Genomic DNA, 25,472 nt, shown 5'->3' with positions numbered 1-25,472 from the left:
CCGACGCTCGAGTGCGTCGGTCCGAGGCGGCAAAGCGTGTCGTCCTCCCACAGACTTCGCGGCGTCCGGCGCCAAAAAGACTTGGCAGCGGCCTCCTTTTCGCGCCGACATTGCTAGTCCCTTTTTCGGACGATGTCACGGGGCGCGACAGTCCTGCCATGCAATTTTTTTCTGACAATGAGTTGATTGGTCAATTGTTTCGCCGCTGAAGCAAATGTGCAGCGGGGCGCGCCGCAGCCTAGCCATTTGGACCGTCTTCCGCCTGCCTTCGGGATGGCGTAGAAGCCGCGTGGAGAACCGCAAAAGGAAGTCCCTACATGACTGCTATCGTCAACGTCGCCGCCCGTGAGATCCTCGACAGTCGCGGCAATCCGACGGTCGAGGTGGATGTGGTCCTCGAAGACGGCTCCATGGGACGCGCCGCCGTTCCCTCCGGCGCATCGACCGGGACGCGCGAAGCTGTCGAGCTGCGCGACGGCGACAAGGGCCGCTACGGCGGCAAGGGCGTTCTGCGGGCGGTCGAGGCCGTCAATCGCGACCTCTTCGACGCGGTCTCCGGTCTCGACGCCGAGGATCAGGTCAAGGTGGACGAGACGATGATCGCCCTCGACGGCACGCCCAACAAGGCGCGCCTCGGCGCCAACGCCGTCCTCGGCGTGTCGCTCGCGGTCGCCAAGGCCGCCGCGGAATCGTCGGGACTGCCGCTCTACCGCTATGTCGGGGGCACGTTCGCGCGGGTTCTGCCGACCCCGATGATGAACGTGGTGAACGGCGGCGCCCACGCCGACAATCCGATCGACTTCCAGGAATTCATGATCATGCCGGTCGGCGCGCCGTCGCTCGCCGACGCCGTCCGTTGGGGCGCCGAGACGTTCCACGCGCTGAAGAGCGCGCTGAAGAAGGCTGGCCACAACACCAACGTCGGCGACGAGGGCGGCTTCGCCCCGAACCTGCCGTCCGCCGAAGCCGCGCTCGATTTCTGCCTCAAGGCGATCGAGGCCGCTGGATTCAAGCCCGGCGTCGACATCGCGCTGGCGCTCGATTGCGCGGCGTCGGAATTCTTCAAGGACGGCAAGTACGCCTACGAGGGCGAGGGCAAGTCGCGTTCGGTCGAGGAACAGGTCGACTATCTGGTCAAGCTCGCCGGCGCCTATCCGATCGTTTCGATCGAGGACGGCATGGCCGAGCAGGACTGGGCCGGCTGGAAGCTCCTGACCGAGAAGCTCGGGGCGAAGATCCAGCTGGTCGGCGACGACATCTTCGTCACCAACACCGAAATCCTGAGCCGCGGCATCAAGGAAGGCGCCGCCAATTCGATCCTGATCAAGGTCAACCAGATCGGCTCGCTGACCGAGACCCTGGCCGCCGTCGACATGGCGAACCGCGCCGGCTACGCCTCGGTCATGTCGCACCGCTCCGGCGAGACCGAGGATTCGACCATCGCCGACCTGGCGGTCGCCACCAACTGCGGCCAGATCAAGACCGGCTCGCTGTCGCGTTCCGATCGCCTGGCCAAGTACAACCAGCTCATCCGCATCGAGGAGGAGCTCGGCGAGCAGGCGCGCTACGCCGGCCGTTCGACCATCAAGGGCGCGTAAGGGTAACGCGGCCTTAACCGCGACCCGGCCAGAGTCCGGCGCATGGTCGTCCGAACCCGCCTGCGCTCGATCCTGGCGCCCTTCGTCTTCTACCTCGTTCTCGGGGTGGCGACCGGCTACCTGGTCTGGGGCGCCTCGAACGGCCCGCACGGGCTGAAAGCGGCGGAGAAGGCCGCCGCCGAGGCGGTCGTGCTGCAGAACCAGCTCGCAACCCTCAAGGAGGAGCGCGGCCGCTGGGAGCGGCGCGTCGCCGCGCTTCGTCCCGAAAGCGTCGACCGCGACCTGCTCGACGAGGAGGCGCACCTCCAGCTCGACCGGGTCGGCAAGGACGAGGTGGTGATCTTCACCAAGCCGCAGAAGGTGCGGTAGGGCGGGGCGGTCGCCCGGGCGCCGCCCGCGCGGACCCGGCAGACGACGGAGGCTCCGCCGCACACGGGCCGGGCGGCTCGGGCGCGGAATCCATCTTTTCAAGATGTTGCGGCGGATTTTCCGGGCGAGCGGGCGAGCGTATCTCCCAAGGCGGCGGCTCGCTTCAAAGCCGTCATCGCGAGGAGCGAAGCGACGTGGCGATCCAGGAGTCCGGGACGCCGACGCCTGCCGCCAGTGGAGTCCAGCGCTTCGGCAGCCGGCAGCGCAGACGGCTCCTGGATCGCCGCGTCGCCCTTCGGGCTCCTCGCGATGACGAGGTGTAAGGACCCCACCTTGGCAGTTACGGGCGAGCGTCGCGGCCGGCGTCGTCATGCGCGCGAACGCTGCAGCCTTGGGAGCGGCGCGTCGGCGATCCGGCGCGCATGCGCCGCTCGTCCGGGCCGAGCCGTCGCGTCACCGCCTGCGCGGGAGGACACGAGCAGCGGGTCGCGTGTCGGGCCCCGGGGCGCGCGCAGTTCCGGCAGGGAAGCAAGGATTCCGGGGTCTTGGGCGGCAAGACTTGTCACAAGTTCGCCCTTTCGAGCCGCCGGCGGCGGCGACGGCCTCCTCGCCTGAAACGGTCACGCGGCGCGCGCTTCGCTCGACCTCCTGCCGGAGCGGCCAACGAATCGGCCCGGGAGCCGGCTCACCGTGCAGATGAGAACAAAACTAGAACACCGGACCGCGCAGGGCAAGGAATTGTTTTCGGCCTGGGGAAGCCCACGCCGGACGGGCGGCGCGCAGGGCGCATCGGCGACGACCCGCGTTCACCGGCGCGAGGGTCATCGTGTCGTTCGCGACAATGTCGACGACCTCGACCGCGACGGTGTGGCGGTCCGGGCGGTCGCAGGCGGTTCGGCGGTGACGAGATCGAGGTCGCGGCCGGGGCACGGCGATGTCGATACGCCGGCCGCGCCGGCGCCTTCCTCTCGTCCGCCGCCCCGCGCCGTCCACGCCCGCGCCGACGCCCGAAAGCGCGCGGGCCCCGCCTCGCCGCGGGACAAGCCGGGAACGCTTTCTGTGGTTCTCGCGCGCCGCCCGTGCTATGGGCGCGGCCTCACGCGACTCGTCGTCCCCCGCCGAGGAAGGTCCGCCCATGAACGTCACCGCCAATCCGCCGATCCGCTCGAACTCGTTCTTTTCCGCCCCGCTCGCCGCCGCCGATCCCGAGATCGCCGAGGCGATCGCGCTCGAACTCGGCCGGCAACGCGACGAGATCGAGCTGATCGCGTCGGAGAACATCGTTTCGAAGGCCGTGCTCGAGGCGCAGGGCTCGGTGATGACCAACAAGTACGCGGAAGGCTATCCGGGCCGGCGCTATTACGGCGGCTGCCAGTTCGTCGACATCGCCGAAAAACTGGCGATCGAGCGCGCCTGCCTGCTGTTCGACTGCCGCTTCGCCAATGTCCAGCCCAACTCGGGCAGCCAGGCGAACCAGGGCGTGTTCCTCGCGCTCATGCAGCCGGGCGACACGTTCATGGGCCTCGATCTCGCGGCGGGGGGCCATCTCACCCACGGTTCACCGGTCAATATGTCCGGAAAATGGTTCAAGTGCGTGTCCTACGGGGTGGACCGCGAGAGCCATCGCGTCGACATGGATCAGGTCGAGCGGCTCGCCAGGGAGGTGAAGCCCAAGCTGATCGTCGCCGGCGGGTCGGCCTACGCGCGCCACTGGGATTTCGCCCGCTTCCGCGCGATCTGCGACGAAGTCGGCGCCTATTTCATGGTCGACATCGCCCATTTCGCCGGGCTGGTCGCGGGCGGCGCGCACCCGTCGCCGTTTCCCCACGCCCACGTCGTCACCACCACCACCCACAAGACCCTGCGCGGTCCCCGGGGCGGCATGATCCTCACCAACGACGAGGACCTCGCCAAGAAGATCAACTCGGCGATCTTCCCCGGCCTCCAGGGGGGCCCGCTGATGCACGTCATCGCCGCCAAGGCGGTCGCGTTCCGCGAGGCGCTCCAGCCCGAGTTCCGCAACTATGCGCAGGCCGTGGTCGAAAACGCCAAGGCGCTGGCCAAGGAGATCCTCGCCGGCGGCCTGAAGCTCGTCTCCGGCGGCACCGACAACCATCTGATGCTGGTCGACCTGACGCCGAAGGGGCTGACCGGCAAGGCGGCCGAGGCGGCGCTCGGGCGCGCCCACATCACCTGCAACAAGAACGGCATTCCGTTCGACCCGCAGAAGCCGATGGTGACGTCCGGCGTCCGCCTCGGCACGCCGGCCGCGACCTCGCGCGGCTTCGGCGTCGACGAGTTCGCCGAGGTCGGGCGACTGATCGTCGAGACCCTCGACGGCCTGGCGAAGCACGGCGAGAGCGACAATTCCGGGGTCGAAGCCAGGGTGCGCGGCGACGTCGCCGAGCTGACCCGGCGCTTCCCGATCTACTGAGCGCGGACCGACTGCGTCGATGGCGGCGCCGGCCGGCCCTCGCCCTGCCGCCTTCGGCGGCCGCCCCTCTCCCGGCGGGAGAGGGCGGCGCCTGATTCTCTAGGGGAGGGCCCGCCATGCGATGCCCATATTGCGGCGGTCTCGACACCCAGGTGAAGGACTCCCGCCCGACCGACGACTCGGCGTCGATCCGCCGGCGGCGGGTGTGCCCCGACTGCGGCGGGCGGTTCACCACCTTCGAGCGCGTCCAGCTGCGCGAACTGATGGTGGTGAAGAAGAGCGGCCGGCGCGCGCCGTTCGATCGCGACAAGCTGATGCGCTCGGTTCAGGTCGCGCTGCGCAAGCGCACCGTCGAGCCCGAACGGATCGAGCGGATGGTCAACGGCGTCGTCCGCCAGCTCGAAAGCCAGACCGACGGCGACATCCCGACCGAGCGAATCGGGGAACTGGTGATGGAAGGCTTGAAGGCGATCGACGACGTCGCCTACGTGCGCTTCGCCTCGGTCTACCGCAATTTCCGCGAGGCGCGGGATTTCAACGCCATCGTCGGCGAACTCGAGGCCGAGCCGGAGGCGCCGCCGCCCGCGCCCGCGCCCGCGCGCCGGCGCAAGGAGCCGCAGGCCTCATGAGCGCGCCTGCGTCCGCCACGGCGAGCGAGGACGCCCGCTGGATGCAGGCGGCGCTGAATTTCGGCGAGCGGTCGCTGGGCCAGGCCGCGCCGAACCCGTCGGTCGGCGCAATCCTGGTCAGGGGCGGCGTGGTGGTCGGCCGCGGCGTCACCGCGCCCGGCGGCCGTCCGCACGCCGAGCGGATCGCGCTCGCGGAAGCGGGCGATGCGGCGCGCGGCGCGACCCTCTATGTGACGCTCGAGCCGTGCTCGCACGTGGGCGCCTCCCCGCCCTGCGCCGACGCTGTGATCGAGGCCGGCGTGACGCGCGTCGTGGTCGCGATCGAGGACCCGAATCCGCTGGTCGGGGGCCAGGGGACAGCCCGGCTTCGCGCCGCGGGGATCGTGGTGACGGTCGGGGTCGGCGCGGATCAGGCCCGGCGCGACCACCTCGGCCACATCCGCCGGGTGACCGAGGGCCGCCCCTGCGTGACCCTGAAGATCGCCGAGACCGCGGACGGCTTCGCCTCCGGCGGGCTCCACGATTCGCGCCTCAAGATCACCGGCGCGATCGCCAACGCCCGCGTGCAGATGCTGCGCGCGACGCACGAGGCGATCATGGTGGGCAGCGAGACGGCGCTCGCCGACGATCCCGCGCTCACCGTGCGCCTGCCCGGCCTCGACCGCAGACCGTGGCGGGTCGTGCTCGACACGCGTCTGCGTCTGTCGTCCTCATCGCGCCTCGCGACGGACGCGAAAAGCCTGCCGACGCTGGCTTTCGCCGGTCCGGACGCGTCCGCCGAGGCCGAAGCGAGGCTCGCCGAGCGGGGCGTCGTCGTCGAGCGCGTCGCCCTCGACGCGGGCGGCCACGTCGATCTCGGCGCGGCGTTGCGGGCGCTGTCGGCGCGCGGCGTCACCCGGGTGTTCAGCGAGGGCGGACCGCGGGTCGCGGCGCGGCTGATCGCGCTCGGGCTCGCCGATCAGGTCGTGGTGTTCACGGCGGAGAGGCCGCTCGGCCGCCAGGGCGTGGCGGCGTTGAGCGACGAAGCGCGCGAACGCCTGGCGAGTCCCTCCCGTTATCGCCTGGTCGAGACGGCCGCCTGCGGACCGGACACGATGCGGGCGTGGGAGCGGCGGGACTGAAAGGTCGGCGTCGTCCGTCCGGACAGGACAAGGCCGTCGATTTGGGCTTCTTCTGCGGGGCGTTCGAGCGGGTCGGAGCCATGCCGCAAGCCGGTCGACAAATGCGATGAAGTGAGGCAGACGACCCACTCGGGGAGAGCGCTCGAGGCCGCCCCGACGCGGCGTGGAAGCGTCGGCGGCCGGGCCGGGCGCGGCGCCCGAGGCCTGGGTTGGGGAAAGCGGGGCGATGAACTCATTGATTTTGGCGGTGATCGTTTTTGTCGGCGTGTTCGCCGGCGGCGCCGTCGGCGTTGGTCTCCAGCGCGCGCTGCCGGAGGGCTACACCACGGGCGGCGCGAGGGACATGATCGGCGCCGTCTCCGGGTTGATCACGCTGCTTCTCGCCCTCGTCCTCGGCCTGCTGATCTGGACGGCGTTCGGCGTGTATTCGGGCGAGAAGACGGCGATTCAGACGCTGGCGCTCAGCGGGATGAAGTACGACGAGGCTTTGCGCGACTACGGGCCTGAGGCGGCGGAAGGGCGCCGCCTCCTGAGGGAAGGCCTCGCGCGCTCGGTCGACGAGATCTGGAACGACGGCGACGACAGTGATTTCATCATCAAGAATTACACCCACGTGATGAACGGCCTGAAAGCCCGCGAGGGCTATCTGAAGACGCTCCAACCGACCTCGGACGCGCAGATCGCCGCAAAGGCGGCGGCGGGGCAGGCCGCGATCGCGATGGGGCAGACGCGAACCCAGTTGGCCCTGTCGCTCGTCGATCCGATCAACTATCCGCTCCTCGCCGTCGTCGTCGTCTGGGCGACGATTTTGTTTTGCGCCTACGGGCTGATGGCGAAGGGCCATCCCATGACCTACATCGCGCTCGCGTTCGGCGCTGTGGCGATCGCTTCGGCGATCTACGTCATCGCCGATCTGAGCAGCCCGTATTCCGGCCTGTTCCAGGTCAGTCCGTCTCCGATCACAGACGTGTTGGCCGCGGTCGAAGCCGCGACCAAGCCCCCCGGCGGTCATCAGTAGCGTGGGGTCGGGAGGCCGGCTAACCGTCGCCGCCTGAAGGAGCCGCCGGGCGCGCCCGGCTCGCGGCGATCTGTTCGCCCATCCGGCGCAGGACCTCGTCCTCGTCGCTGGTCCGGGCGAACCGGCCGAGGACGCCGAGCCTCTCGAAGCGCTCGTGCAGGAACGACCCTTCCGGCGGGCAGGCGCGATAATCGTAGCCGCTCCAGCGAATCGCCTCGCTCCAGAGATGCAGGAAGGTCGCGCCCTCGACCTTCGTCGCGACCTCGTCGCGAAAGGCGGGCAGGAACGGCTTCCAGAACTGCTCCGGCTCGATCGGATAGCAGACGCGCGGCGCAAAAGCGCGGGCGTAGAGGCCGTGCTTTTCGAGCGCCGGCGTCAGCAGGAACGGCCCGAGCGCGCCCCAGCGGCCGTCGACGCCGGCGGCCGCGTCCGCGGTCGCGACCAGTTCGGCGAGCGCGGGGTCGTCGCGGGGAAGCCTCAGCACGGCGTTGTTGACGAGCAGCGCGCTGACGGCGTCCGCCTGGCGGCAGAAGACGTAAGGGTCGTTCGCGAACGCCGGCCGCCGCAGGCAGACGAGATCGGTGTCCACCCAGCAGAGGCCGGTTGCGCGGATCATGCGGTAGCGGAACATGTCGGCGAAGGTGGCGATCGACGGCTTGCCGTTGGCGAGGTAGCGCGAGACCAGCGTCTCGTCCGGGCAGATCGCGCGCGCGTCCATGAGCGCGACGCCCGGGGGAACCTCGAGGCCGGCGTCGTAGCCGTAGAGGCCGAGGCGAGCGCCCTCTTTCGGAAACGACGCGAGGCAGGCGTAGGCGAAGGCGTGCAGCGGCCCGCCGTGCCAGAACGAGGCGAAGTCGCAGGGGGTCGTCATGCGAGGGCGGCCCGCCCCTTCCCCAGCATTGCTGGGGAAGGGGGCCCGAAGGGACGGATGGGGTGGGGAAAGCAGGTCCGCTCATTCAGACGTTCGCGGCGACGGTCGCGCAATCCGAGTTGCACCGGCGAAGCAATTCGACTGACGGCGAAGCGGTGGGCCACACCCCATCCGGCGCTACGCGCCACCTTCCCCGGCAGAGCCGGGGAAGGTGTCCGCCTCCCGATTTGAGCCGGGGCGAGGATCATTCGATACGCGCCAGCACGTTGCGCCCCGCGTCCTCCCAGTCGCCGAAGAAGGTCTCGGTCGTGAGGTCGCCGCGCGCCAGGAATTCGCAGTAGATGTCGAAGATCCAGCTCGCATGGACGTCGTCGAGCAGCAGGTGCCGGCCCTTCCGCCCCACGGCCATGCGGACGCAGTGGGTCATGTCGGAGAGGCACACCTCGTCGGTGTGGCCGCCGTCGATGGCGGCGAGGTCGAAATTCATGTCGTCGCCGCGATCGGCGAGCCACGGCAGCACCTCGCGCGAATCGCCGGGAAAGAGATGCACCCGGCCGGGAAACTCCCCCTTGAGGAAGTCGACGCAGGGAATCGTGTAGGCGTGGGCGAGAATGTCGACCCCGTAATATTCGAGCCTCGGGTTGGCGGACAGGGCGAGCAGCGCGCTGTGGCCGGCGTTGACGCCGACCTCCAGCATCCGCCGCTTGAATCGGGCCGCGCGCCAGACGTTGCGCCGCGCCGGCGCGAGCGAGTCGGCCGGCGGGGCGCCGGCGAAGGCCGCGTCGAGATCGGGGTAGAAAATGTTGCCTTCGAGCGCCTCGCCCGAGTCGGCGACGATGGCGTTGAGCCGTTGCAGGCGGTCGCGGAACCGTTCGGACAGCGTTTCGGCGAGCGTGTCCCGCTCGATCGCGTAGTCCGGAATATCCGCGGCCGGGATAGGCTTGCCCGGTATCAGTCTTCGGCCATTCATCAGCGGAGGCGTCCCAGCGGCGCTTTCGAAACCAGCGCGGGTCTTAAGCGAAACGATGGCGGCTGAACAGGGCGGCTTGAACCGCCGCCGGGGCTGCGACCAGAACCAGAACCCGGGACCGTGTGGGGCGATAGGTCGCGCCGGGCCCGCGCCGCGATCCCGGTTCCAGTATCGAACGGAGCAAACGACGTATCGACGGCCATCGCCGGTCGCCGCCGCCTGCCTCAAAGGAGGAAGAGGTCATAGAGCCAGGGTAGGTCCGCACGAACGAAAGTGAACGTCTGGTCTTCACGTGGCGCCAGTAACAAATCGCGAGATCGCTCGCTGTGTGACCGCCGTCACTGCGCACCAGCAAGAATTTTGCTCAACTCCTTTGTCAAATCAAATCGAATAATAAGGCTATGCCGGGAGAAACAAAATGTGTTTACCGCAGTTTAATCGGAGCTATCCGGCCGTTGCGATGTCAAAGCTCATGACTATCGTCACGGCAATCCCTTTGTTATTTCTTAGTCCGTCAAAAGGCATGGCTTGCGGAGGCTTTTTTGACGCGCAATGTAACTTGACACACGGAGGACTCAGCCCTTCGAACATTTCGACGCAGGCCCAACAGGCCGCCCAGGATACGGTCAACACCATCGCCAAGGCTCAACGGGACGTCGGAAACGCCCTCAACGAACTTCAGGCAGGTCTTCTGTCAGGACCAGTTCTCGAACAAGCGATCATCTCGTCCCACAATACCGCGATAAATGGCGCCATGTCTATCCCGCCGGACGTCAGGCGCGCATTGACCGGTTACGCCAGTGAAGACTCAATGAACCGGGTCCGTTATAAAATAGGCGACAACGGGTTTGCCAATCTTGCGCACCTAATCGAGCAAGGGGGAAAGGCCGACGCAGTCACTCTGATTGACGTCGTAATTTTCCGCGGCCCCATTGAGGCGAACGACTTATCCACTTGGGCGCACGAGTTGACCCACGTTGATCAATATAGAGACTGGGGAGTTCATAGTTTCTCCGTCCAATACACTCGAGATTGGCGCAGCGTTGAAGATCCCGCATACATGAAGGGTAATGGTTTTGCCGCGTGGTATAGTCAGAATAAGAATGGTAATACGATAACAAATCGAATGCCAACTATTCCAAATACGCTGCCTGCGACATATATACCACAACCATCAAATATTCAGTCCCTAGGCGCTTTCTGCTACACTGCATTTGGGCGTTTTGGGCCTGGGCCTATTCAAGCTCAAGGCAATCCCTGCTTTGTGACGCTCCCACAGGGCAATGTTCCAGGACAAGTTGGCCCGTGAGAAGGCTGATATTCGCGGACCGAAGCGAAGCTTGCATCCCCTGTGCCTTTGGCGGTGGAGATTGCAATGGCTAATGAGCATTCTGGTAACGATATATCGCTCGAAGAGCGAAAGTTTGCTTTTGATAGGGAGATGCAATTACAAAGAAATTTGTTGAATACTCGCGAGCTTGAACTTAAGGAAAATGATGCACGGAGGTCACGGTGGCTTAATCCAACAGTTATTGGGCTTATTGCGGCGGCTTCTGGTCTCTTTGGCAATATGTTTGTGGCGTTGGTTTCCAGCAGTAACTCTCAACGTATCGAACAGTTCAAAGCTCAATCAAATTTGATTGTACAGGCCGTTGGTACTGGCGATCAAAAATCGGCCTGTCGTAACCTTATATCGTTTATTCGTCTTGGGCTCTTGGACGACCCGGAAGGTCGACTTGGAAAATGCGAAACAGATCTAAATGCCATACCGGTCTTGCCGTCCGGATCGACATATACGCCGGTATTGGACACACCCTCTGCCGTTTCTATGGCGCCTGTGGTAACTGCTGTCGCGAAAGATGATCATTATCATTACGAGGTTGGCTTTACAGTTCCCGTAATACAGGGATTGCTCACGAGCAATCCCATAAATTTGATTACAGTTTATTCATACAAGGCAAACAAGAGTTGCGCAAGGTCCGACGACAGAGAATATACATCTGTCAAAGGGAACTGGAAATCTGGAGACCGAGTTACGGTTCCAATCGACATCCCCAAGACGTATGTGGATGATACGGAGCATACGACCTTTGTGAGGTACTGTGTTGGTTCGATTCAGGGCTGTGTGCCTGGGCCAAACATATTGCTACCGGCAACGCCTAGTCTGCCCGCCAGCACTAAATAGATGTCTCAGGGCGGTACAGTGTTGTGCTAATACGAGGCCGTGAGACGGCCTTCCCACGTGCGTCCCTCGTACGGCCTACTGGTGACTGTTTGCAAGTGACCGTTCTGCACGCTGTCAGCGGCGACGGCTATTTGCGCGAAGCAGTCGCTCAGCGCGTCGGCTGTGATCGCGATCTCGCCTGTTCCGACCGCGCCGCGCGCCTGTCGCCACGCGCCGCTGATTCCCCGCGGCGGCGGGGTCGCAAGCCCCTCGCCGCGACCCGACCGGCGATACGCCCTCCGGTCGGCGCCTCGCCGACGGCGCCAGACTCGGTCTGTCCGACAGGCGGCTTGAACCGCCGCCCCCCGACAATTACGGTGCGCCCCGCTGTCGGTCTGGGAGGCCCTGGTGGATTCGCTGATTTTCGTCTTCGGGGTGGCCGTGCTGGCGTTCGGCGCCGGCATGGTCGGCCTCAAGCTGCACGAGTGGCTGCCGGAAAAGCACGCCCCGGAAAAGTCGCGCGAAATGATCGGGGCGATGACCGGCCTGCTCGGCCTGCTGCTGGCGCTCGTCCTCGGCACGCTGATCGGCTCCGCCTACGCGCTCTACGCCATCGAGAAGTCCGAGATCGAAACCCTGTCGGCGCGCTCCCTGCAACTGGACATGGCGCTCGAAGCCTTCGGCCCCGAGGCGCAACCCGGGCGGGACGGCCTGCGCAAGGCGATCACGGAAAGCTACAACAGGATCTGGGGTAACAACACGGCCGAAGTCGCGGATCTGAGCGTCAAGTCCAGTCTCGAGGGGACCAAGATCCTCGACGGATTCCTCGCCACGCTGACGCCCAAGACCGACGCCCAGAAGCAGGCGCTCGCCGCCGCCACCGCCGCCGCGACCCAGATCGGGCAGACCCGAATTCTGATGGACCTGCAACTGGCCAGCGGCGTCAACTGGGCGATGCTGTCGATCGTGGTCGCCTGGTCGCTGCTGCTGTTCTGCGGCTACGGGCTGGTGTCTCCGGTCAACGCCACCGTCATGGTCTCGCTGGGGCTCGGCGCGGTCGCGGTCGCCAGCGCGATGTTCCTGATCATCGAGCTGACCGATCCGTTCGTCGGGGTGCTGAAGCTCTCGCCCGGGCCGGTCCAGGAAACCCTCAAGGCGCTGGGGACGTGAGCGACGGAGGTCGGATGCGCGGTCCGTTTCGCATAGAAGGCCACGCCATCGCCTCCGAGGACGGCATGATCGCCGATTCGACCGGGCTGATGCCGAATTCGCTCAAGTTTCCGTCCGACCAGAAGGCGTACGAAACGGCGCTCGACGGGGCGAGCGCGCTCGTCAACGGCCATCTGTCCTACGAGTGGCAGGCGAACTCGCCGGCCCGCAAGCGGCTGGTGGTGACGCGCCGCGTCGCCGGGCTCGCCCCCGACCCCGGCAATCCGAACGCCCGCCTCTGGAATCCGGCGGGGGCCTCGTTCGACGACGCCTGCGCTTCGCTCGGGGTCCGGTCGGGGACGGTCGCCGTGATCGGCGGAACCTTCGTGTTCAGCCTGTTCCTGACGATCGGCTACGACGCCTTCCACCTGAGCCATGCGCCCGGCGTACGCCTGGCCGGCGGCCTGCCGGTGTTCCGCGAGCAGGCGGACGGGCGCTCGCCCGAGGCGGTTCTGGCCGGCGCGGGGCTCGCGGCCGGCCCCGCGCGCGCGTTCGCGGACGGCGTGACGATGGTGGAATGGACGCGGGCGCCTTGAAGCCTGTGGGGCGTCCGCATCCGAACGAGACTCGAGCGCCCACGGAGGCTGCATGACAGACGCGCCGCGACCGACCAGGAGCGCCTCGTTGCGCGCGCTCGTTCCGCTCGTGCGCTACGGACGCCGCTACTGGCCGCGGGCGCTGTGCGCGCTGGCGGCGCTGACCGTGTCGTCGGCCGCGACGCTCGCTGTGCCGTTCGCGCTCAGGCGCATGATCGACTCCGGCTTCTCGAAGGACAGCGGCGGCGCGATCGACGCCTATTTCGTGGTCATGGGCGCGGTCGTGATCGTGATCGCGCTCGCCGCCGCGGCGCGCTACTACCTCGTGGCGACGCTGGGCGAGCGGGTGGTGGCGGATCTGCGCCGCGACGTCTACGCGCATCTGACCTCGCTCGACGCCGCCTTCTACGATCGCGCGCGCACCGGCGAACTGGTCTCGCGCCTGACCGCGGACACGACCCAGATCAAGTCGGCGTTCGGCGCGACGGCGTCGCTGGCGCTGCGCAACCTCTTCATGTTCGTCGGCTCGACCGCGCTGATGATCGCCACCAGCCCGAAGCTCTCCGCGCTGGTGCTCGCCGCCATTCAGCTGATCGCCGCGCCGCTGATCGTCGCCGGCCGGATCGTGCGGCGCCGCTCCCGCCACGCCCAGGACACGCTCGCCGACGCCACCGCCTTCGCCTCCGAAAGCCTCGGCGCGGTGCGGACGATGCAGGCGTTCGGGGCCGAGGCGCCGAGCGGGCGGCGATTCGCCCGCGCGGTCGAGAGCGCCTATTCCGCGGCGCGCGAGGCCTCGGCGGTGCGCGCGATCCTGATCGCGGTCGCCGTGTCGCTCGCGTTCTGCAGCGTGGTGTTCGTGCTGTGGCTCGGCGCGCACGACGTGCTGGCCGGGCGGATGACCGGCGGGCTCCTGTCGCAGTTCGTGCTGTTCGCGGTGCTGGCGGCGACCTCGCTCGGCGAACTGTCGCAGGTGTGGAGCGAGGCCGCGGCGGCGGCCGGCGCGGCGGGGCGAATCGCCGAGCTGCTCGCGGTCGAGCCGCGGATCGTCGCCCCGAAAGCGCCCGCCGTCCTGCCGCCGCCGCTCGGCGCCGTGCGTTTCGAGGACGTTTCCTTCGCCTACGACGGCGCGCCGGACACCCGGGTGCTCGACCGTCTCAGCGTCTCGATCGCGCCCGGCGAGCGGGTCGCCCTCGTCGGCCCGTCCGGCGCCGGCAAGTCGACGATCTTCCAGTTGATCATGCGCTTCTACGACTGCACCGAGGGCCGGGTGCTGGTCGACGGGGTCGACGTGAAGTCGGTCGATCCGCAGGCGTTGAGAGCGCGAATCGCGTCCGTGCCGCAGGACCCCTCGATCTTCGGCGGCAGCGTCGCCGAGAACATCGCCTATGGTCGCCCGGAGGCGAGCGCGCAGGCGATCGCCGAGGCGGCGCGGCGGGCGGCGGCCGACGGCTTCGTCCGCGACCTTCCCGAAGCCTATGACACCGAAATCGGCGAGCGCGGCGCGACGTTGTCGGGCGGCCAGAAACAGCGGCTCGCGATCGCGCGCGCGATCCTCAAGGACGCGCCGATTCTCCTGCTCGACGAAGCGACCTCGGCGCTCGACGCCCACAGCGAAGCCCTGGTCCAGGCCGCGCTCGACGAGGTCATGGCGGGACGCACGACGCTGGTGATCGCGCACCGCCTCGCCACCGTGCAGAAGGCCGATCGCATCCTCGTGCTGGAGGGCGGCCGCATCGTCGAGCAGGGGACGCACGCCGACCTCGTGGCCAGGGGCGGCCTTTATGCGCGCCTCGCGCGGCTTCAGTTCGAGCCGGCGGCGGCGGCGCTGAAGGCGGGCGCGTGAACGGCGCGCCGGACGGCTGGCCGCGGCGCGCGTCAATCTGTCGCATGACGGCTTGACTTTTGGTCCCCGCCATCGTGAGCTTTCGACAGAGAAAAAGCGCGTTCACGGCGTCCTGCTGTCGATCCGGGGCCGGATAAGCGCTTCCTGCACGCTGGGGAAGTTGCGGCCCTCGACCAGACCCCGAGGATCCGCGCGAGTCGAGTCTTGCGGCTGGGAACGGATATGCGCATGGGGACGTCTCGTGTCGGCGTGAGGGCGATTGCAACCGGCGAACCGGCCGCGGAAGCGCGGCCGTCGCGCAGCGTCATGGACCACCTCGTCCTTCTCAAGCCCCGGGTGATGTCGCTCGTGGTCTTCACCGGGGCGGTCGGATACCTGCTCGCGCCCGGCCCGCTCGACGGCCTGAAGCTGCTCGCCACGCTGTCGGCGATGGCTGCGGGGGCGGGGGCCTGCGGCGCCCTCAACATGTGGTGGGACGCCGACATCGACGCCCGCATGGCGCGCACCGCGATGCGTCCGATCCCGCGCGGCTCCGTTCCTCCGCACGAGGCGCTGGCGATCGGCGTGCTGCTTTCGGTGGTCTCGGTGATCGCGCTCGGCCTGCGCGCGAACTGGCTCGCAGCGTCCCTGCTGGTGCTCACGATCGCCGTCTACATCCCGCTCTACAGCATGACGCTCAAGCGCCGGACGCCGCTCAACATCGTGATCGGCGGCGCGGCCGGCGCCCTGCCGCCGATGATCGGCTGGGCCGCCGCCAGCGGCTCGATGACCCTTGGTTCGGTCGCGCTGTTTCTCCTCATCTTCCTCTGGACGCCGCCGCACTTCTGGGCGCTGGCGATCTGCCGCACGACGGACTACGAGCGGGTCGGCGTGCCGATGCTGCCCAACGTCGCCGGACCGGTCGAGACCTGCCGGCAGATCCTCCTCTATTCGGTGGCGCTCGCCGCCTCGACCTATGGCCCGCTGGTGATTCCCGGCGTCGGCCCCCTCTACGTCGCGGTCGCGACCGCCTGCAACGCCGTGTTCCTGTGGCGCGCGCTCGCGCTCTACCGGTTGCGGCTCGGCGACGAATCCGTGCGCCGCAAGGCCGCGATGGCGCTGTTCCGCTTCTCGATCCTGTACATGTTCCTCCTGTTCGCGACGCTGCTCGCGGAGGCCCTGCTCAGGGGCTAGGCCCGCCGGCGCCGCGCGCAGCCGCGCTCGCGGTCAAGGGCCGCGGCGAGAGACCCCGGCGCCGGTTGCGCGAACGCGACGGAACCCTTTGGAGCTTTGCAAGATGAACGACCCCCTCGCCCAGCCGCAGCGGCGCAAGCCGCTGATCAACAAATGGCTGCTCCTGGCCCTGCTCGCCGCGGTCGCGGCGTTCGGGTACGGGAGCATGATGGTCAAGATCGCCGGCTACGGGTTCTGACGAAGACATGATCGCCGTCCACGATCTCACCCACGTGCTCGCCGTTCTCAACGCGGCCACCATCGTCGCGCTCGTCGTCGCCTACCGCCGCATCCGCGCCGGCGATCGCGACGGGCACAGGCGCGCGATGATGGTCGCGATCGCGATCGGCGCCGTCTTCCTGGCGGTCTATCTCACTTATCACGCGTTCGCGGGCCTGGCGAAGTTCGGCGGCGAAGGCGCGATTCGGCCGATCTACTTCACCCTGCTCGCCGTTCACGTGGTCATGGCCTTCGCGGTCGCGGTGCTCGTTCCGATCACGGTCTGGAACGCGCTCACCGGCCGGTTCGCCGTCCACCGCCGCTTCGCCCGGGTGACCTATCCGTCGTGGATGTTCGTCGCCGTGTCGGGCCTCGTCGTCTACGGGATGGCGGTTCACCTCTATCCGCTGCCGGGCGCCGGCGGATGAGCGTCGCGTCGTCGCAGTTCGTCGCCATCGGGCGCAAGGCGGATGCGGCCGGAGCGCTCGCGCCCGAGGCGCGCGGCTGGGCGCTGATCGCGGTGGGCGCGCTCGGGCTCGCGGGCGTGTTCGCGATCCTTCTGGCGCTGTCGCGGATTCCCGGCATGGACCGGGCGCCGTTGTGGCCGATCGGCTTCTTCTACAAGGGCCTCGTCATCCATGTCGTGTTCTCGCTGGTGATCTGGCTCCTCGGCGTGTTCGCGTTCCTGGCCACGGTCGCGACGCGCGACGCCGCGAGCCCGACCGTGCGCGCCGCGCCGCTCGGGCGGATCGGGCAGGGGATTGTGCTCGTCGCCTTTCCCTGCCTGTTCGCGCCGGCCTTCCTCGACGCGGCCCAGCCGGAGCTGACCAACTACATCCCTCTGCTTCGCCACCCGGCCTACGACATCGGCCTCGTGCTGCTGGCGCTCGGCGTGCTCGCCCCCGTCGTGCGGCTGATCGTCAATCTGCCGGGCAGGCGGCCGCCGCCGCCGCTGACGCTGGCGATGGCGCTGGCGGGGCTCGTCTACGGCCTGGCGCTGGTCTCCTTCGTCGTCGCCGGCGTACTGCTGGCGCAGCGCGGCGCGCTCGGCGACCGCGAGGCCTTGTTCTGGGGCGGCGGCCACCTGCTCCAGTTCGTCAACGCCATGCTGCTGGTGGTCAACTGGCGTATCCTGGCGCGGCGCGGGCTCGGCGAGACGGCGGTCGACGAGACCGCCTTCCGCGTCGCGATCGTGCTGATCGCCGTCCTCGCGGCGCCGGCGCCCTTCTTCTACGCCGCGTTCGAGCCGTTTTCGCCTGGGCAGCACGAGGCCTTCCGCCTGCTGCAGTTCGGCCTCGCGGCGCCGACGCTCGTGTTCGCGGCGGCGCTCGTGCGCAAGGCCGCGCTTCGACGAAAGCCGTGGCCGTGGCGCGACCCGGCGGCGTTCGCGCTCGCGGCCTCGCTGGCGCTGTTCGCGCTGGGCGGCATCATGGGCTTTCTGATCTCCGGCTCGGACACGCGGACGCCGGCGCACTACCATGCGGTCGTGACCGCGGTCAGCGTGTCGAGCGCCGGCATGCTGCTGACCTTCGGCCTCGACGCGCTCGACCTCGCGCCTGTGCGCGCCGGCGCGATTCGCTGGCTGATCGGGCTCTACGCCGGCGGCCAGTTCGTCGCCTCGATCGCCATGTTCGTCGCTGGCGGCTACGGCGCGGCGCGCAAGACGCCGGGCGGCCCGCTCGATCCGGTGGCGGCGGCCGGCATGGCGGCGCACGGGATCGCCTCGATCGTCACCATCGTCGGCGGCGCGGCCTTTGTCGTGATCGCGATCCGGGCCCTTCTCCGGTCGCGAACCGCGGCCGCATGAGCGCCGCCGTCGAAACGGCCGGCGGCCGGCGACGCGAATGGACGGCCCTGATCGGGCTGCTGGCCGCGGGCTTCGCGATTCTGGCGATGCTTCAGGCCCGCGCTCCGGACGGCGACGCCGGCTTCGTCGAGCTGCTGGGCCAGCCGCCGGCGACGCTCGGCGCCTTCCTCGACGCGTCGGGAGCGCCGGTGCGAATCGAGGATTTTCGCGGCAAGACGGTCGTCCTCAACCTCTGGGCGCCGTGGTGCGCGCCGTGCCTCAGCGAGATGCCGTCGCTCGACCGCCTCGCCGCGCGCCTGCCCGCCGCGGACTTCGCGGTGGTCGCGGTGACGAAAGACCCGGCCGGCGACTCGGCCTCGAAGCGGACCTTCGACCGGATGGGGCTGAAGCGGCTCGCTCTCTACCTCGATCCGGACGGAAAACTCGCCGAAGAGGTCGGCGCGCGCGGCTTCCCGACCACGCTGGTCATCGGCCGCGACGGCGCGCCGCTCGCCCGGCGCGAGGGCGCGGCCGACTGGGACAGCGACGCGATGGCGGCGCGGCTCGAGGCGCTGGCGGCGCGGGGCAAGCCGGCGCAGTAGCGGCCTTCCGCGCTCACGGAAGAAAGCGATCGGCGTCCTCGAACCGGGCATGGATCAGGCTGTTGATCACGGCGTAGATGAACGCTGTCGATACGCCGAACATCAGCATTCCGCACACCGCTTCCAACGGTCCCAGAAGCCTCCAGCCCGAAGCCAGGACGATGTCGGACCCCGCGGTGGTGTAGCTGCCGGCCGACGCGTAGATGGCCGAGCTGAAATCGGCGACCGCGCCGGACATGTCGAGCGCGAACGCCCACAGCACGATCTCCACCAGATGGCCGGCGAAAGCGAGCAGCGTCGCGCTCATCACGAAGGTCAGGTTCTTCCTGATCCGGATGCCGAGCACGCCGCGTTGCAGGTTGCGGCGCAAGGTCATGACGATCGTGTGGACGACGTAGCCGTGAATGACGATCGTGCCCAGGGTGGCGGCGAATCCCACGAGCAGGGCGTCGAGAATGGCGATCGGCATGACTTCGTCCGCTCATGAGGCGCCCGATCGTGCGATGTGCGGGTCATCCCTGGTTTGCTCGCATACCACAGACGAGGGCCCGCGCAGCGGGCGGCGCTGTTCAGTCGGTGCGGAAGGATCGCGGCGAAGCCTGCCGTTCGCGACGCCCGTGCGGGCTCGCCGAGGCGGCCCCCGTCTGCAGCGAGTTGACGTGCGCGGCGAGTTTGCGCCGCTGACCATGGTCTTGTAACGTGGTTGCGATGGTTCCCGTCCGGGATCAAAAGGGAATGCGGTGCGGACGATCTGTCCTATGCCGCGGCTGCCCCCGCAACTGTAAGCGGCGAGTCTGACGCCGATCATGGCCACTGGGGAAACCTGGGAAGGCCGGCGACAGGCGATGAACCGCGAGCCAGGAGACCTGCCGTCTCGCGCAGCGCGTCCGTTCCCGGTTGCGCTGACTGTTGTGGCTCCAATGCATGCGAGGGTGTCATGCAAGGCTTTGTTTCCCGCATCTGGAAGGAGAGCGATCCGAGCGTTCGCGCGCGTCTGATCGGTCTCTACGCGCTGCTGATCGGCGCCAATATCGTCGTCTGGACATGGGCCTTCGCCGCCCTGCGCGGCAACGCGGTCCTGTTCGGCTCGGCCTTCCTCGCCTATACGTTCGGCCTTCGCCACGCGGTCGACGCCGACCATATCGCAGCGATCGACAATTCGACGCGAAAACTGATGCAGATGGGCGAGCGGCCGGTCTCCGTCGGGTTCTATTTCTCGCTCGGCCATTCGCTCGTCGTCTTCCTGCTGGCGGTCGCCGTCGGCGTCGCCGCCTCGGCGGTCAGCGGGCGCTTCGACGATCTCAAGGCCTTCGGCGATGTTTTCGGCACGCTCGCCTCGGCGTTGTTCCTGTTCCTGCTCGCAGCCTTCAACATCGTCGTCCTGATCTCCGTCTGGCGAACGTTCCAGGCGGTGAAGCGCGGCGAGGCCTTTCACGAGGACGACTTCGACCTGCTCCTGAACAATCGCGGCTTCCTCGCCCGCATCTTTCGTCCCCTGTTCAAGATCGTGACCAAGAGCTGGCACATGTTTCCGATCGGAGTCCTGTTCGGGCTCGGCTTCGACACGGCGACGGAAGTGGCGCTGTTCGGCATATCGGCGACCCAGGCCGCGAACGGCGCGTCGTTCGGAACGCTGCTGGTCTTCCCGGCCCTCTTCGCCGCCGGCATGACCTTGATCGACACCACCGACGGCGTGCTGATGCTCGGCGCCTACGGCTGGGCCTTCATGAAGCCGGTCCGCAAGCTCTATTACAACATCACGATCACCGCGGTCTCGGTCGTGGTCGCGGTGCTGATCGGCGGGATCGAGACCTTGGGCCTCATCGGCGACAGGCTCAAGCTCGGAGGGCCGTTCTGGCAAGCGATCGGCGCGCTGAACGACAATTTCGGGGTGCTCGGCTATGTCATCATCGGCGTCTTCGCGCTGGCCTGGCTGCTTTCCGTCGTGATCTATCGCGTCAAGCGTTACGACGAACTCGACGTCAAGGTGAGCGTGTAAGCAACGACGCGTCGGGCCGCCGAGCGGCTGGTCGCACGGGCGGCGGCGCTCTGCCGCGCGCGCTTGCGGCCGCGCCGCGATCCCGCGATAGAGACCCTCGTGCCCGACGCTCCGCCTCCCGACGACCGCCACTGGTTCACGAACCTGATCGTGTGCACGATCGGGTCGTTCACCACCATCGTCGCGATGACGCTGCTGCTGCCGTTCCTGCCGCTCTACGTCGAGGAGATCGGCGTGACCGGCCGGGCGGCGATCGTGCAGTGGTCGGGGGTCGCCTATGGCGCGACCTTCTTCACCGCCGCGCTGACCGCGCCCTTGTGGGGCCGGCTCGGCGACCGCTACGGCCGGAAACTCATGCTGATCCGCGCCAGCCTCGGCATGGCGGTGGCGATGTCGCTGACCGGCATGGCGCAGACCATCGACCAGCTCGTCGCGGTGCGCCTGCTGACCGGGCTCCTGGGCGGCTACGCCTCGGGCTCGATGATTCTGGTCGCGGCCCAGACCCCGAGGCGCAGGGCGGGCTGGGCGCTCGGCGTGCTGTCGTCGGGAATCATGGCCGGCAATCTGGTCGGGCCGCTGATCGGCGGCGTGCTGCCGCCGCTGATCGGCATCCGCGCCACCTTCTGGCTGTCGGGCGCGGCGATTTTCGTCAGCTTTCTCGGCACGACGTTTTTCCTGCGCGAGGCCCCGCGTCCCGCTGCGGCGCGCAAGGCGGGTCCGGGGAGCTTATGGGGACAGATCGCCGACCCGCGTCCGGTCGCAGCGATGCTGGCGACCGGGCTCCTGCTGACCTTCGCGCTGACCTCGATCGAGCCGATCATCACCGTCTATGTCGCCCTGTTCGCGCCGCCCGACGCGGTGACCTTCGTCTCCGGCCTCGCGATGTCGGCCGGCGCGCTCGGCGGCGTGCTGTCGGGGCCGCGTCTCGGGCGCCTCGGGGATCGATTCGGTCCCTGGCGCCTGGTCGCGCTGTCGCTCGCCGCCGCCGCGCTGCTGCTCGTGCCCCAGGCGTTCGTCACCGCGAGCTGGCAACTCGTGTCGCTGCGCTTTGTCATGGGCGCGGCGCTCGGCGGGCTCGCGCCGGGCATGGCGGCCGTCATCCGCCACAGCGCGCCGGAGGCGATCGCCGGCAGCCTGCTCGGCTGGTCGGTGTCGGCGCAATATGTCGGGCAGGTGCTCGGTCCGCTCGCCGGCGGTTTTCTCGGCGGCCACATCGGCATGCGCGCCGTCTTCCTCGGCACCGCGGTCCTCATGGCGGCGGGCGCGCTGGTGAATTTCGCGCTCGAGCGTGCGGCGCGCGAGGGCGCGCGGTGAGCGCGGCGCGTCTCAGCCAAGGACGACTTTTGGCGCCTCGTCGGCGCGTGCGCCGCTCGCTGTGAGCATCCGCGCCCCGCCGAAGTCGGGCAGGGGCAGGGGAGCGCCGAAGACGACGAGACTGGACGCCGCTGCGAACAGGGCTGCGCGAAGCGGGGCGGGGCGCGACATGTCGACGTCTTGGGAAATGGCCGAGCGGCGACGCCCTCAGGCCGGATCGAGCAGGGCGAAGACGCTGACGAGCGCGACCACGAGCGCGCCGAGGCCGACGTTGACGAGCGTGAGGGCGCGAAGCGCGGCAAGCGCGTTGGCGCGCGCCATGAGACGCGGGACGAGGACGTAACGGTTGACGAGGGCGAGCCCGATCATCGCCGCGACGATGACGATCTTCACGTCGAGCAGGACGCGGTAGGGCGTGGTCGGCGGCAGCGGCGCGTGGCCCGAGGTCAGCGCGATGTCGACGATCCCGGTCGCGACCAGCGTCGCGACGACGAAATGCCCCCAGTACGAGAACCGCATCATCGCCGTGACCGCGTCGCGGCGCAGCGCCGCGCGCCCGGCCGCGTCGAGGCACATGACGAACGGAACGAGCCCGCCGATCCAGGCCCCGGCCGTCAGGAGATGCAGGGCGTGACCGGCGCGATGGAGGACGCCTTCGACCCCGGTCTGCATCGACGCGTGGCCGACGAGCGCGAGGCTCGCCAGCATGAGGCCCGAGAGAACCGCGATCGTCATCCAGGCGTCGCGCGGCGCAAGGAGCGCGGCGGCGGCCAAAGCCGCCGCCAGGGCGAGGTGCAGGATCCAGGCCTGCCCGAAGCGCGTGTCGACGAGGACGTCTGCAATCGTGTCCGGATCGATCATCGCGCCGGGGTCGTCGGCCATCGACGCCGCCTGCAGCGCCAGCCAGAGGCCGGCGGTCGCGAGCGCGATCAGGCTCGCCGCGACCGCGATGCGGCGGATCTTCGGCGTCAGCGCCTGCCGCAGGTCGGCGGGCGCGTAGAGCCGGAGATAGGCGCTGGACCCGAAGGCCGCCATCGCCGCCAGGAAATGGACGAAGCGGCAGAGCGCGAGGGCCGTCACGCGAGGGTCGGCGCAGTCGGATCGCTCACATCTTCATGCCCTTCATGCCGCCCATGTCGTCGCCCTTCATGGGCGCGGAGGCGCCGACGGCTTCGACGGGGAAATCGACCGCGATCGACCCGCTGTGCTCGAAGCTGAGCGTCGCGGTGACCTTCGCTCCCTTTTCCAGCGGCCTGGTCAGGTGGGTGAACATGATGTGGTAGCCGCCGGGCGCGAGGCGGATTGCGCTGTGGGCGGGGATGTTGAGCCCGTCCTTCAGCTCCCGCATCGTCATGACGCCGTTTTCGGTCTTCATCTGGTGAATTTCGACGGCGCCGAAATCGGCCGAGCCTCCGACCAACCGCTCCGGCGTCGCGCCGTTGTTGTGGATGGTCAGATAGCCGGCGCCGGCGTCGGCGCCCTTCGGGGTGGCGCGCGACCAGGCCTTGTCGATGGCGATGTCGCCCGCCTTGAACTCCTGCGCGAGCGCCGGAGCGGCGGCTGCGCAGAGCGCCAGAGCGAGGGCGAAAACGGTCCTGCGGGTCATCTTTTTGTCCTTTCCTGGCGACATTTGATCCGGACCGCCATGGACGGCCCGGACGGGAAGTTACTTCACGGTGAACGCGAACGTCCCCTGCGTGTGGTGCGTGTCGACCGAGACGGCGCGCCACTTGACGGTGTAGTCGCCCGGCGCCAGCGGCTTCGCGACCGGAACGATCAGCACGTTCTGATGGCCGGCCTCGACCGCGGCCGCGCCGAGCGGCGCCGAACCGCCGGGGCCTGACAGGGTCACGCCCGAGAATTTCGGCTCGACGCCTTCGCTGAATTCGAGCCGGATCTGGCTCGGGGAGGAGACCGTGCCCCCGACCGGGGGCGACGAACGCTCGAGCTGGGCGTGGGCGAAGGCGGGCGACGCCGCGAAGGCGAAGGCGAGCGAAGTCGCGATTGTGAGCAAGGTGTTGCGCATGGGTCAGATTCCTGGAGCTATGCCGAGGCCGTGGGGGAAGATTGGCTTGCCGAGCGAATCGGGGAAGATGTCGTCCATGTAAAAGTCGATTTGGCCGATCACCCCGACGCCGTGACCGGTCGAGCCCGTCATCGGGATCATGGCTTCGAGTGCGAATTGCCACTTGTCAGTTATGTAAATGAGGCCGGGCTGGAAATATCCCGTCGTCGTCGTCCCCGTCAGGCCGCCGTTGTAGATCGGCGTCTGGAATGCGAATTCTGCGACCGGGATCAGGTGCTTGAGGAAGTCGTTGTCGATCGCGGCCACGTGTGAGCTGAAGTACGGCAGGCTGTACTGGATCGTGAACCCCCAATTGAAGAAGCTCACGTTCGGCGCACCGGCGGTAAAGTCCTGACCCGGGGAGGACGTGCTGAATTCGCCGGTGATGGCGAACGGCCGCAAATATTTGAGGGCGGGCGGCAACGTCCCGAAGCCGAGACCGGCGTCCACCAGGGGAGTATAGGTGTTTTGCCCGCCGGAGCCGGCATTGATCCCCGTGCCGGTTCCGGCCCAGCCGACATCGAAGCCGACCTTCACCATGAACTCGGCGTCGGGGACGCAGAGGAGCTGGTATTGGATCTCGGTGTCGAGCCCGTTCCAGCCGTAGCCTCCGGGGTGCTCCCAGGTGGGACCGTCGGTGATCACCACGCTGAGGCCGGGGGTGATCGTCTTGGTCCAGCTGAAGTTCGCGTCCCATTCGTGGGCGCCGTCGGAGTTGAAGGGAACATAGCTGACGGTCGGCAGCGCCAGTTCGTCGCCGACGCCCGGGTCGTCGATCGCCAGCGTGGCGGGGAAGATGCGGTCGCCGCATACGGCGTGGGGGAAGGCGGGCGTGAGCCAAAGCGCGGACGCCGCGGCGAGCGCGCCGGCGAGGGCGCGCGAAACGGGGGAGGACATGGGAATTTGACCTTCGGGTCTGAGGATGGCGGTGCAGCCGTTCGCGGCTGGACGGTTATCGGCTCAGACGGCGAAGGGCGGCGCGCGGGCGCGGTGTTGATGGGCTGGACGGAGGGGAAGCGCGCCCGGCTCGGGTCGAACGCCGAGCGCCCGGCAGGCGGCGTCGAACCGGTCGGGCAGGGCGGGAAGATCCGGCGCGAGCAGCGCCGAGGCTTGCGCCGCGAACTGGCAGAGCGGGCAATGATCGTCACAGTCGCCCGAAGGCGCGCCGGGCGCCCCCGGGTCGTCGCTCTGGACGCAGAGCGCCGCCGCGTCGCCGAAAACCGCCTTCAGCTCCGCCGCGACCGTTGCAATGTCGCTCGCCGCCGACGGCGCGACCGGAGCGGACAGCGCCTGATGGTAGGGGAGGACGACCAACTGAACGAGCAGCGCCAGCGCCGCGGCGATCGCCGTCAGCGGCGAACGGAACACGGCGGCGCCGGGCGTCGCCCGCCGCTTTCCGCGCACACGTTTGCCGCCGCTTTTCACCGCTTACGGCCCCTTCAGCTCGGCGCCTGCAATATTGAGTCATTGCGTAGCCTAACGCGCCGGACGGATCAATCGCCGCCCGGACGCC

At 68.3% G+C, this 25,472-nt stretch carries 27 protein-coding genes and 1 riboswitch; of the genes, 18 read left to right on the top strand and 9 right to left on the bottom strand.

Annotation, left to right across the window (positions count from 1 at the left end):
* Window positions 1-317 precede the first annotated feature (317 nt).
* The 6 genes from eno (at window position 318) to DFR50_RS18520 (ending at window position 7,169) form a co-directional block, all read left to right on the top strand.
* Window positions 318-1,598 (top strand): phosphopyruvate hydratase, encoded by a 1,281-nt coding sequence (gene eno, locus DFR50_RS18545; RefSeq protein WP_113890752.1) that lies wholly within the window; start codon window positions 318-320, stop codon window positions 1,596-1,598.
* Between the two features lie 42 nt (window positions 1,599-1,640).
* The gene (locus DFR50_RS18540) at window positions 1,641-1,967 is read left to right on the top strand and encodes an FtsB family cell division protein (RefSeq protein ID WP_113890751.1); all 327 of its coding nucleotides are present in this window, start codon (window positions 1,641-1,643) and stop codon (window positions 1,965-1,967) included.
* A gap of 1,135 nt (window positions 1,968-3,102) precedes the next feature.
* On the top strand, window positions 3,103-4,401 hold the full coding sequence (glyA, locus tag DFR50_RS18535) for a serine hydroxymethyltransferase (RefSeq protein WP_113890750.1): 1,299 nt from the start codon (window positions 3,103-3,105) through the stop codon (window positions 4,399-4,401).
* Window positions 4,402-4,517: 116 nt separating this feature from the next.
* Window positions 4,518-5,030 (top strand): transcriptional regulator NrdR, encoded by a 513-nt coding sequence (gene nrdR, locus DFR50_RS18530; protein ID WP_113890749.1) that lies wholly within the window; start codon window positions 4,518-4,520, stop codon window positions 5,028-5,030.
* Entirely contained in the window at window positions 5,027-6,151 is a 1,125-nt protein-coding gene (gene ribD / locus DFR50_RS18525; RefSeq protein WP_113890748.1) for a bifunctional diaminohydroxyphosphoribosylaminopyrimidine deaminase/5-amino-6-(5-phosphoribosylamino)uracil reductase RibD, read from the top strand. The genes nrdR and ribD overlap by 4 nt, the downstream gene beginning before the upstream one ends.
* Window positions 6,152-6,377: 226 nt before the next feature.
* Complete coding sequence (locus tag DFR50_RS18520; RefSeq protein ID WP_113890747.1) at window positions 6,378-7,169, top strand: bestrophin-like domain; 792 nt, start codon at window positions 6,378-6,380, stop codon at window positions 7,167-7,169.
* Window positions 7,170-7,188: 19 nt separating this feature from the next.
* Here DFR50_RS18520 and DFR50_RS18515 read toward each other — a convergent pair whose 3' ends face one another.
* The gene (locus DFR50_RS18515) at window positions 7,189-8,040 is read right to left on the bottom strand and encodes a hypothetical protein (RefSeq protein WP_113890746.1); all 852 of its coding nucleotides are present in this window, start codon (window positions 8,038-8,040) and stop codon (window positions 7,189-7,191) included.
* Window positions 8,041-8,284: 244 nt separating this feature from the next.
* Window positions 8,285-9,010, bottom strand: coding sequence for a class I SAM-dependent methyltransferase (locus DFR50_RS18510; protein ID WP_113890745.1), 726 nt, complete (start codon window positions 9,008-9,010; stop codon window positions 8,285-8,287).
* Between the two features lie 472 nt (window positions 9,011-9,482).
* On the opposite strand from DFR50_RS18510, the gene DFR50_RS18505 reads away from it, so the two are divergent.
* The 10 genes from DFR50_RS18505 (at window position 9,483) to DFR50_RS18470 (ending at window position 18,581) form a co-directional block, all read left to right on the top strand.
* Entirely contained in the window at window positions 9,483-10,319 is an 837-nt protein-coding gene (locus tag DFR50_RS18505; protein WP_245427946.1) for an eCIS core domain-containing protein, read from the top strand.
* Window positions 10,320-10,385: 66 nt separating this feature from the next.
* Window positions 10,386-11,195: a hypothetical protein gene (locus DFR50_RS31520; RefSeq protein ID WP_147262808.1), complete on the top strand. Its 810-nt coding sequence runs from the start codon at window positions 10,386-10,388 to the stop codon at window positions 11,193-11,195.
* 387 nt (window positions 11,196-11,582) lie between these two features.
* Window positions 11,583-12,344: a bestrophin-like domain gene (locus tag DFR50_RS18500; protein ID WP_113890744.1), complete on the top strand. Its 762-nt coding sequence runs from the start codon at window positions 11,583-11,585 to the stop codon at window positions 12,342-12,344.
* A 14-nt stretch (window positions 12,345-12,358) separates the two neighbouring features.
* Window positions 12,359-12,919: a dihydrofolate reductase family protein gene (locus DFR50_RS18495; RefSeq protein ID WP_113890743.1), complete on the top strand. Its 561-nt coding sequence runs from the start codon at window positions 12,359-12,361 to the stop codon at window positions 12,917-12,919.
* 52 nt (window positions 12,920-12,971) lie between these two features.
* On the top strand, window positions 12,972-14,762 hold the full coding sequence (locus tag DFR50_RS18490) for an ABC transporter transmembrane domain-containing protein (RefSeq protein ID WP_113890742.1): 1,791 nt from the start codon (window positions 12,972-12,974) through the stop codon (window positions 14,760-14,762).
* A 228-nt stretch (window positions 14,763-14,990) separates the two neighbouring features.
* A complete protein-coding gene (locus tag DFR50_RS18485; protein WP_113890741.1) occupies window positions 14,991-15,935 on the top strand; it encodes a heme o synthase in 945 nt (314 codons plus the stop codon).
* Between the two features lie 103 nt (window positions 15,936-16,038).
* Window positions 16,039-16,173 carry a hypothetical protein gene (locus tag DFR50_RS33370; protein WP_281016581.1) on the top strand — a complete coding sequence of 45 codons (135 nt, stop codon included), beginning with the start codon at window positions 16,039-16,041 and terminating at the stop codon, window positions 16,171-16,173.
* 7 nt (window positions 16,174-16,180) lie between these two features.
* On the top strand, window positions 16,181-16,621 hold the full coding sequence (locus DFR50_RS18480; protein WP_113890740.1) for a DUF420 domain-containing protein: 441 nt from the start codon (window positions 16,181-16,183) through the stop codon (window positions 16,619-16,621).
* Window positions 16,618-18,000: a cbb3-type cytochrome c oxidase subunit I gene (locus tag DFR50_RS18475; protein ID WP_113890739.1), complete on the top strand. Its 1,383-nt coding sequence runs from the start codon at window positions 16,618-16,620 to the stop codon at window positions 17,998-18,000. The genes DFR50_RS18480 and DFR50_RS18475 overlap by 4 nt, the downstream gene beginning before the upstream one ends.
* Window positions 17,997-18,581, top strand: a complete 585-nt coding sequence (locus DFR50_RS18470) for a TlpA family protein disulfide reductase (protein WP_113890738.1) — start codon at window positions 17,997-17,999, stop codon at window positions 18,579-18,581. The genes DFR50_RS18475 and DFR50_RS18470 overlap by 4 nt, the downstream gene beginning before the upstream one ends.
* A gap of 13 nt (window positions 18,582-18,594) precedes the next feature.
* Here the strand turns inward: DFR50_RS18470 and DFR50_RS18465 are convergent, their stop codons facing one another.
* Complete coding sequence (locus DFR50_RS18465) at window positions 18,595-19,050, bottom strand: hypothetical protein (protein ID WP_113890737.1); 456 nt, start codon at window positions 19,048-19,050, stop codon at window positions 18,595-18,597.
* A gap of 223 nt (window positions 19,051-19,273) precedes the next feature.
* Window positions 19,274-19,469: riboswitch (cobalamin riboswitch) on the top strand.
* Window positions 19,470-19,518: 49 nt separating this feature from the next.
* Between DFR50_RS18465 and DFR50_RS18460 the strand changes: the two genes are divergently transcribed.
* Both DFR50_RS18460 and DFR50_RS18455 read left to right on the top strand, forming a co-directional pair.
* A complete protein-coding gene (locus DFR50_RS18460; protein WP_113890736.1) occupies window positions 19,519-20,580 on the top strand; it encodes a HoxN/HupN/NixA family nickel/cobalt transporter in 1,062 nt (353 codons plus the stop codon).
* A gap of 99 nt (window positions 20,581-20,679) precedes the next feature.
* On the top strand, window positions 20,680-21,894 hold the full coding sequence (locus tag DFR50_RS18455) for an MFS transporter (RefSeq protein ID WP_245427945.1): 1,215 nt from the start codon (window positions 20,680-20,682) through the stop codon (window positions 21,892-21,894).
* Between the two features lie 12 nt (window positions 21,895-21,906).
* Here the strand turns inward: DFR50_RS18455 and DFR50_RS32170 are convergent, their stop codons facing one another.
* From DFR50_RS32170 to DFR50_RS18430, 6 genes are all read right to left on the bottom strand, one after another.
* Window positions 21,907-22,065, bottom strand: coding sequence for a hypothetical protein (locus DFR50_RS32170; RefSeq protein WP_170153280.1), 159 nt, complete (start codon window positions 22,063-22,065; stop codon window positions 21,907-21,909).
* A 36-nt stretch (window positions 22,066-22,101) separates the two neighbouring features.
* A complete protein-coding gene (gene copD / locus DFR50_RS18450) occupies window positions 22,102-22,974 on the bottom strand; it encodes a copper homeostasis membrane protein CopD (protein ID WP_113890735.1) in 873 nt (290 codons plus the stop codon).
* Window positions 22,975-22,999: 25 nt separating this feature from the next.
* Complete coding sequence (locus DFR50_RS18445) at window positions 23,000-23,500, bottom strand: copper chaperone PCu(A)C (protein ID WP_113890781.1); 501 nt, start codon at window positions 23,498-23,500, stop codon at window positions 23,000-23,002.
* 60 nt (window positions 23,501-23,560) lie between these two features.
* Entirely contained in the window at window positions 23,561-23,920 is a 360-nt protein-coding gene (gene copC / locus DFR50_RS18440) for a copper homeostasis periplasmic binding protein CopC (protein ID WP_113890734.1), read from the bottom strand.
* 3 nt (window positions 23,921-23,923) lie between these two features.
* Entirely contained in the window at window positions 23,924-24,856 is a 933-nt protein-coding gene (locus DFR50_RS18435; RefSeq protein WP_113890733.1) for a hypothetical protein, read from the bottom strand.
* Between the two features lie 63 nt (window positions 24,857-24,919).
* Entirely contained in the window at window positions 24,920-25,363 is a 444-nt protein-coding gene (locus DFR50_RS18430) for a DUF2946 family protein (protein WP_113890732.1), read from the bottom strand.
* Window positions 25,364-25,472: the final 109 nt, after the last annotated feature.

This window comes from Roseiarcus fermentans (assembly GCF_003315135.1).
GTDB lineage: Bacteria > Pseudomonadota > Alphaproteobacteria > Rhizobiales > Beijerinckiaceae > Roseiarcus > Roseiarcus fermentans.
The sequence above is the reverse complement of the archived record's forward strand: the minus strand, read 5'-3'. Positions and strand labels throughout refer to the sequence as shown.

What these genes read in the sequence shown, in the direction of transcription:
- DFR50_RS18490 (WP_113890742.1), top strand. Translation starts at nt 12,972, where the DNA reads ATGACAGACGCGCCGCGACCGACCAGGAGCGCCTCGTTGCGCGCGCTC.
- DFR50_RS31520 (WP_147262808.1), top strand. Translation starts at nt 10,386, where the DNA reads ATGGCTAATGAGCATTCTGGTAACGATATATCGCTCGAAGAGCGAAAG.
- DFR50_RS18470 (WP_113890738.1), top strand. Translation starts at nt 17,997, where the DNA reads ATGAGCGCCGCCGTCGAAACGGCCGGCGGCCGGCGACGCGAATGGACG.
- nrdR (WP_113890749.1), top strand. Translation starts at nt 4,518, where the DNA reads ATGCGATGCCCATATTGCGGCGGTCTCGACACCCAGGTGAAGGACTCC.
- DFR50_RS18495 (WP_113890743.1), top strand. Translation starts at nt 12,359, where the DNA reads ATGCGCGGTCCGTTTCGCATAGAAGGCCACGCCATCGCCTCCGAGGAC.
- copC (WP_113890734.1), bottom strand. Translation starts at nt 23,920, where the DNA reads ATGCGCAACACCTTGCTCACAATCGCGACTTCGCTCGCCTTCGCCTTC.
- DFR50_RS33370 (WP_281016581.1), top strand. Translation starts at nt 16,039, where the DNA reads ATGAACGACCCCCTCGCCCAGCCGCAGCGGCGCAAGCCGCTGATCAAC.
- DFR50_RS18510 (WP_113890745.1), bottom strand. Translation starts at nt 9,010, where the DNA reads ATGAATGGCCGAAGACTGATACCGGGCAAGCCTATCCCGGCCGCGGAT.
- DFR50_RS32170 (WP_170153280.1), bottom strand. Translation starts at nt 22,065, where the DNA reads ATGTCGCGCCCCGCCCCGCTTCGCGCAGCCCTGTTCGCAGCGGCGTCC.
- eno (WP_113890752.1), top strand. Translation starts at nt 318, where the DNA reads ATGACTGCTATCGTCAACGTCGCCGCCCGTGAGATCCTCGACAGTCGC.
- DFR50_RS18480 (WP_113890740.1), top strand. Translation starts at nt 16,181, where the DNA reads ATGATCGCCGTCCACGATCTCACCCACGTGCTCGCCGTTCTCAACGCG.
- DFR50_RS18520 (WP_113890747.1), top strand. Translation starts at nt 6,378, where the DNA reads ATGAACTCATTGATTTTGGCGGTGATCGTTTTTGTCGGCGTGTTCGCC.
- DFR50_RS18485 (WP_113890741.1), top strand. Translation starts at nt 14,991, where the DNA reads ATGGGGACGTCTCGTGTCGGCGTGAGGGCGATTGCAACCGGCGAACCG.
- glyA (WP_113890750.1), top strand. Translation starts at nt 3,103, where the DNA reads ATGAACGTCACCGCCAATCCGCCGATCCGCTCGAACTCGTTCTTTTCC.
- DFR50_RS18540 (WP_113890751.1), top strand. Translation starts at nt 1,641, where the DNA reads ATGGTCGTCCGAACCCGCCTGCGCTCGATCCTGGCGCCCTTCGTCTTC.
- DFR50_RS18515 (WP_113890746.1), bottom strand. Translation starts at nt 8,040, where the DNA reads ATGACGACCCCCTGCGACTTCGCCTCGTTCTGGCACGGCGGGCCGCTG.
- DFR50_RS18505 (WP_245427946.1), top strand. Translation starts at nt 9,483, where the DNA reads ATGACTATCGTCACGGCAATCCCTTTGTTATTTCTTAGTCCGTCAAAA.
- DFR50_RS18475 (WP_113890739.1), top strand. Translation starts at nt 16,618, where the DNA reads ATGAGCGTCGCGTCGTCGCAGTTCGTCGCCATCGGGCGCAAGGCGGAT.
- DFR50_RS18460 (WP_113890736.1), top strand. Translation starts at nt 19,519, where the DNA reads ATGCAAGGCTTTGTTTCCCGCATCTGGAAGGAGAGCGATCCGAGCGTT.
- DFR50_RS18445 (WP_113890781.1), bottom strand. Translation starts at nt 23,500, where the DNA reads ATGACCCGCAGGACCGTTTTCGCCCTCGCTCTGGCGCTCTGCGCAGCC.
- ribD (WP_113890748.1), top strand. Translation starts at nt 5,027, where the DNA reads ATGAGCGCGCCTGCGTCCGCCACGGCGAGCGAGGACGCCCGCTGGATG.
- DFR50_RS18435 (WP_113890733.1), bottom strand. Translation starts at nt 24,856, where the DNA reads ATGTCCTCCCCCGTTTCGCGCGCCCTCGCCGGCGCGCTCGCCGCGGCG.
- DFR50_RS18465 (WP_113890737.1), bottom strand. Translation starts at nt 19,050, where the DNA reads ATGCCGATCGCCATTCTCGACGCCCTGCTCGTGGGATTCGCCGCCACC.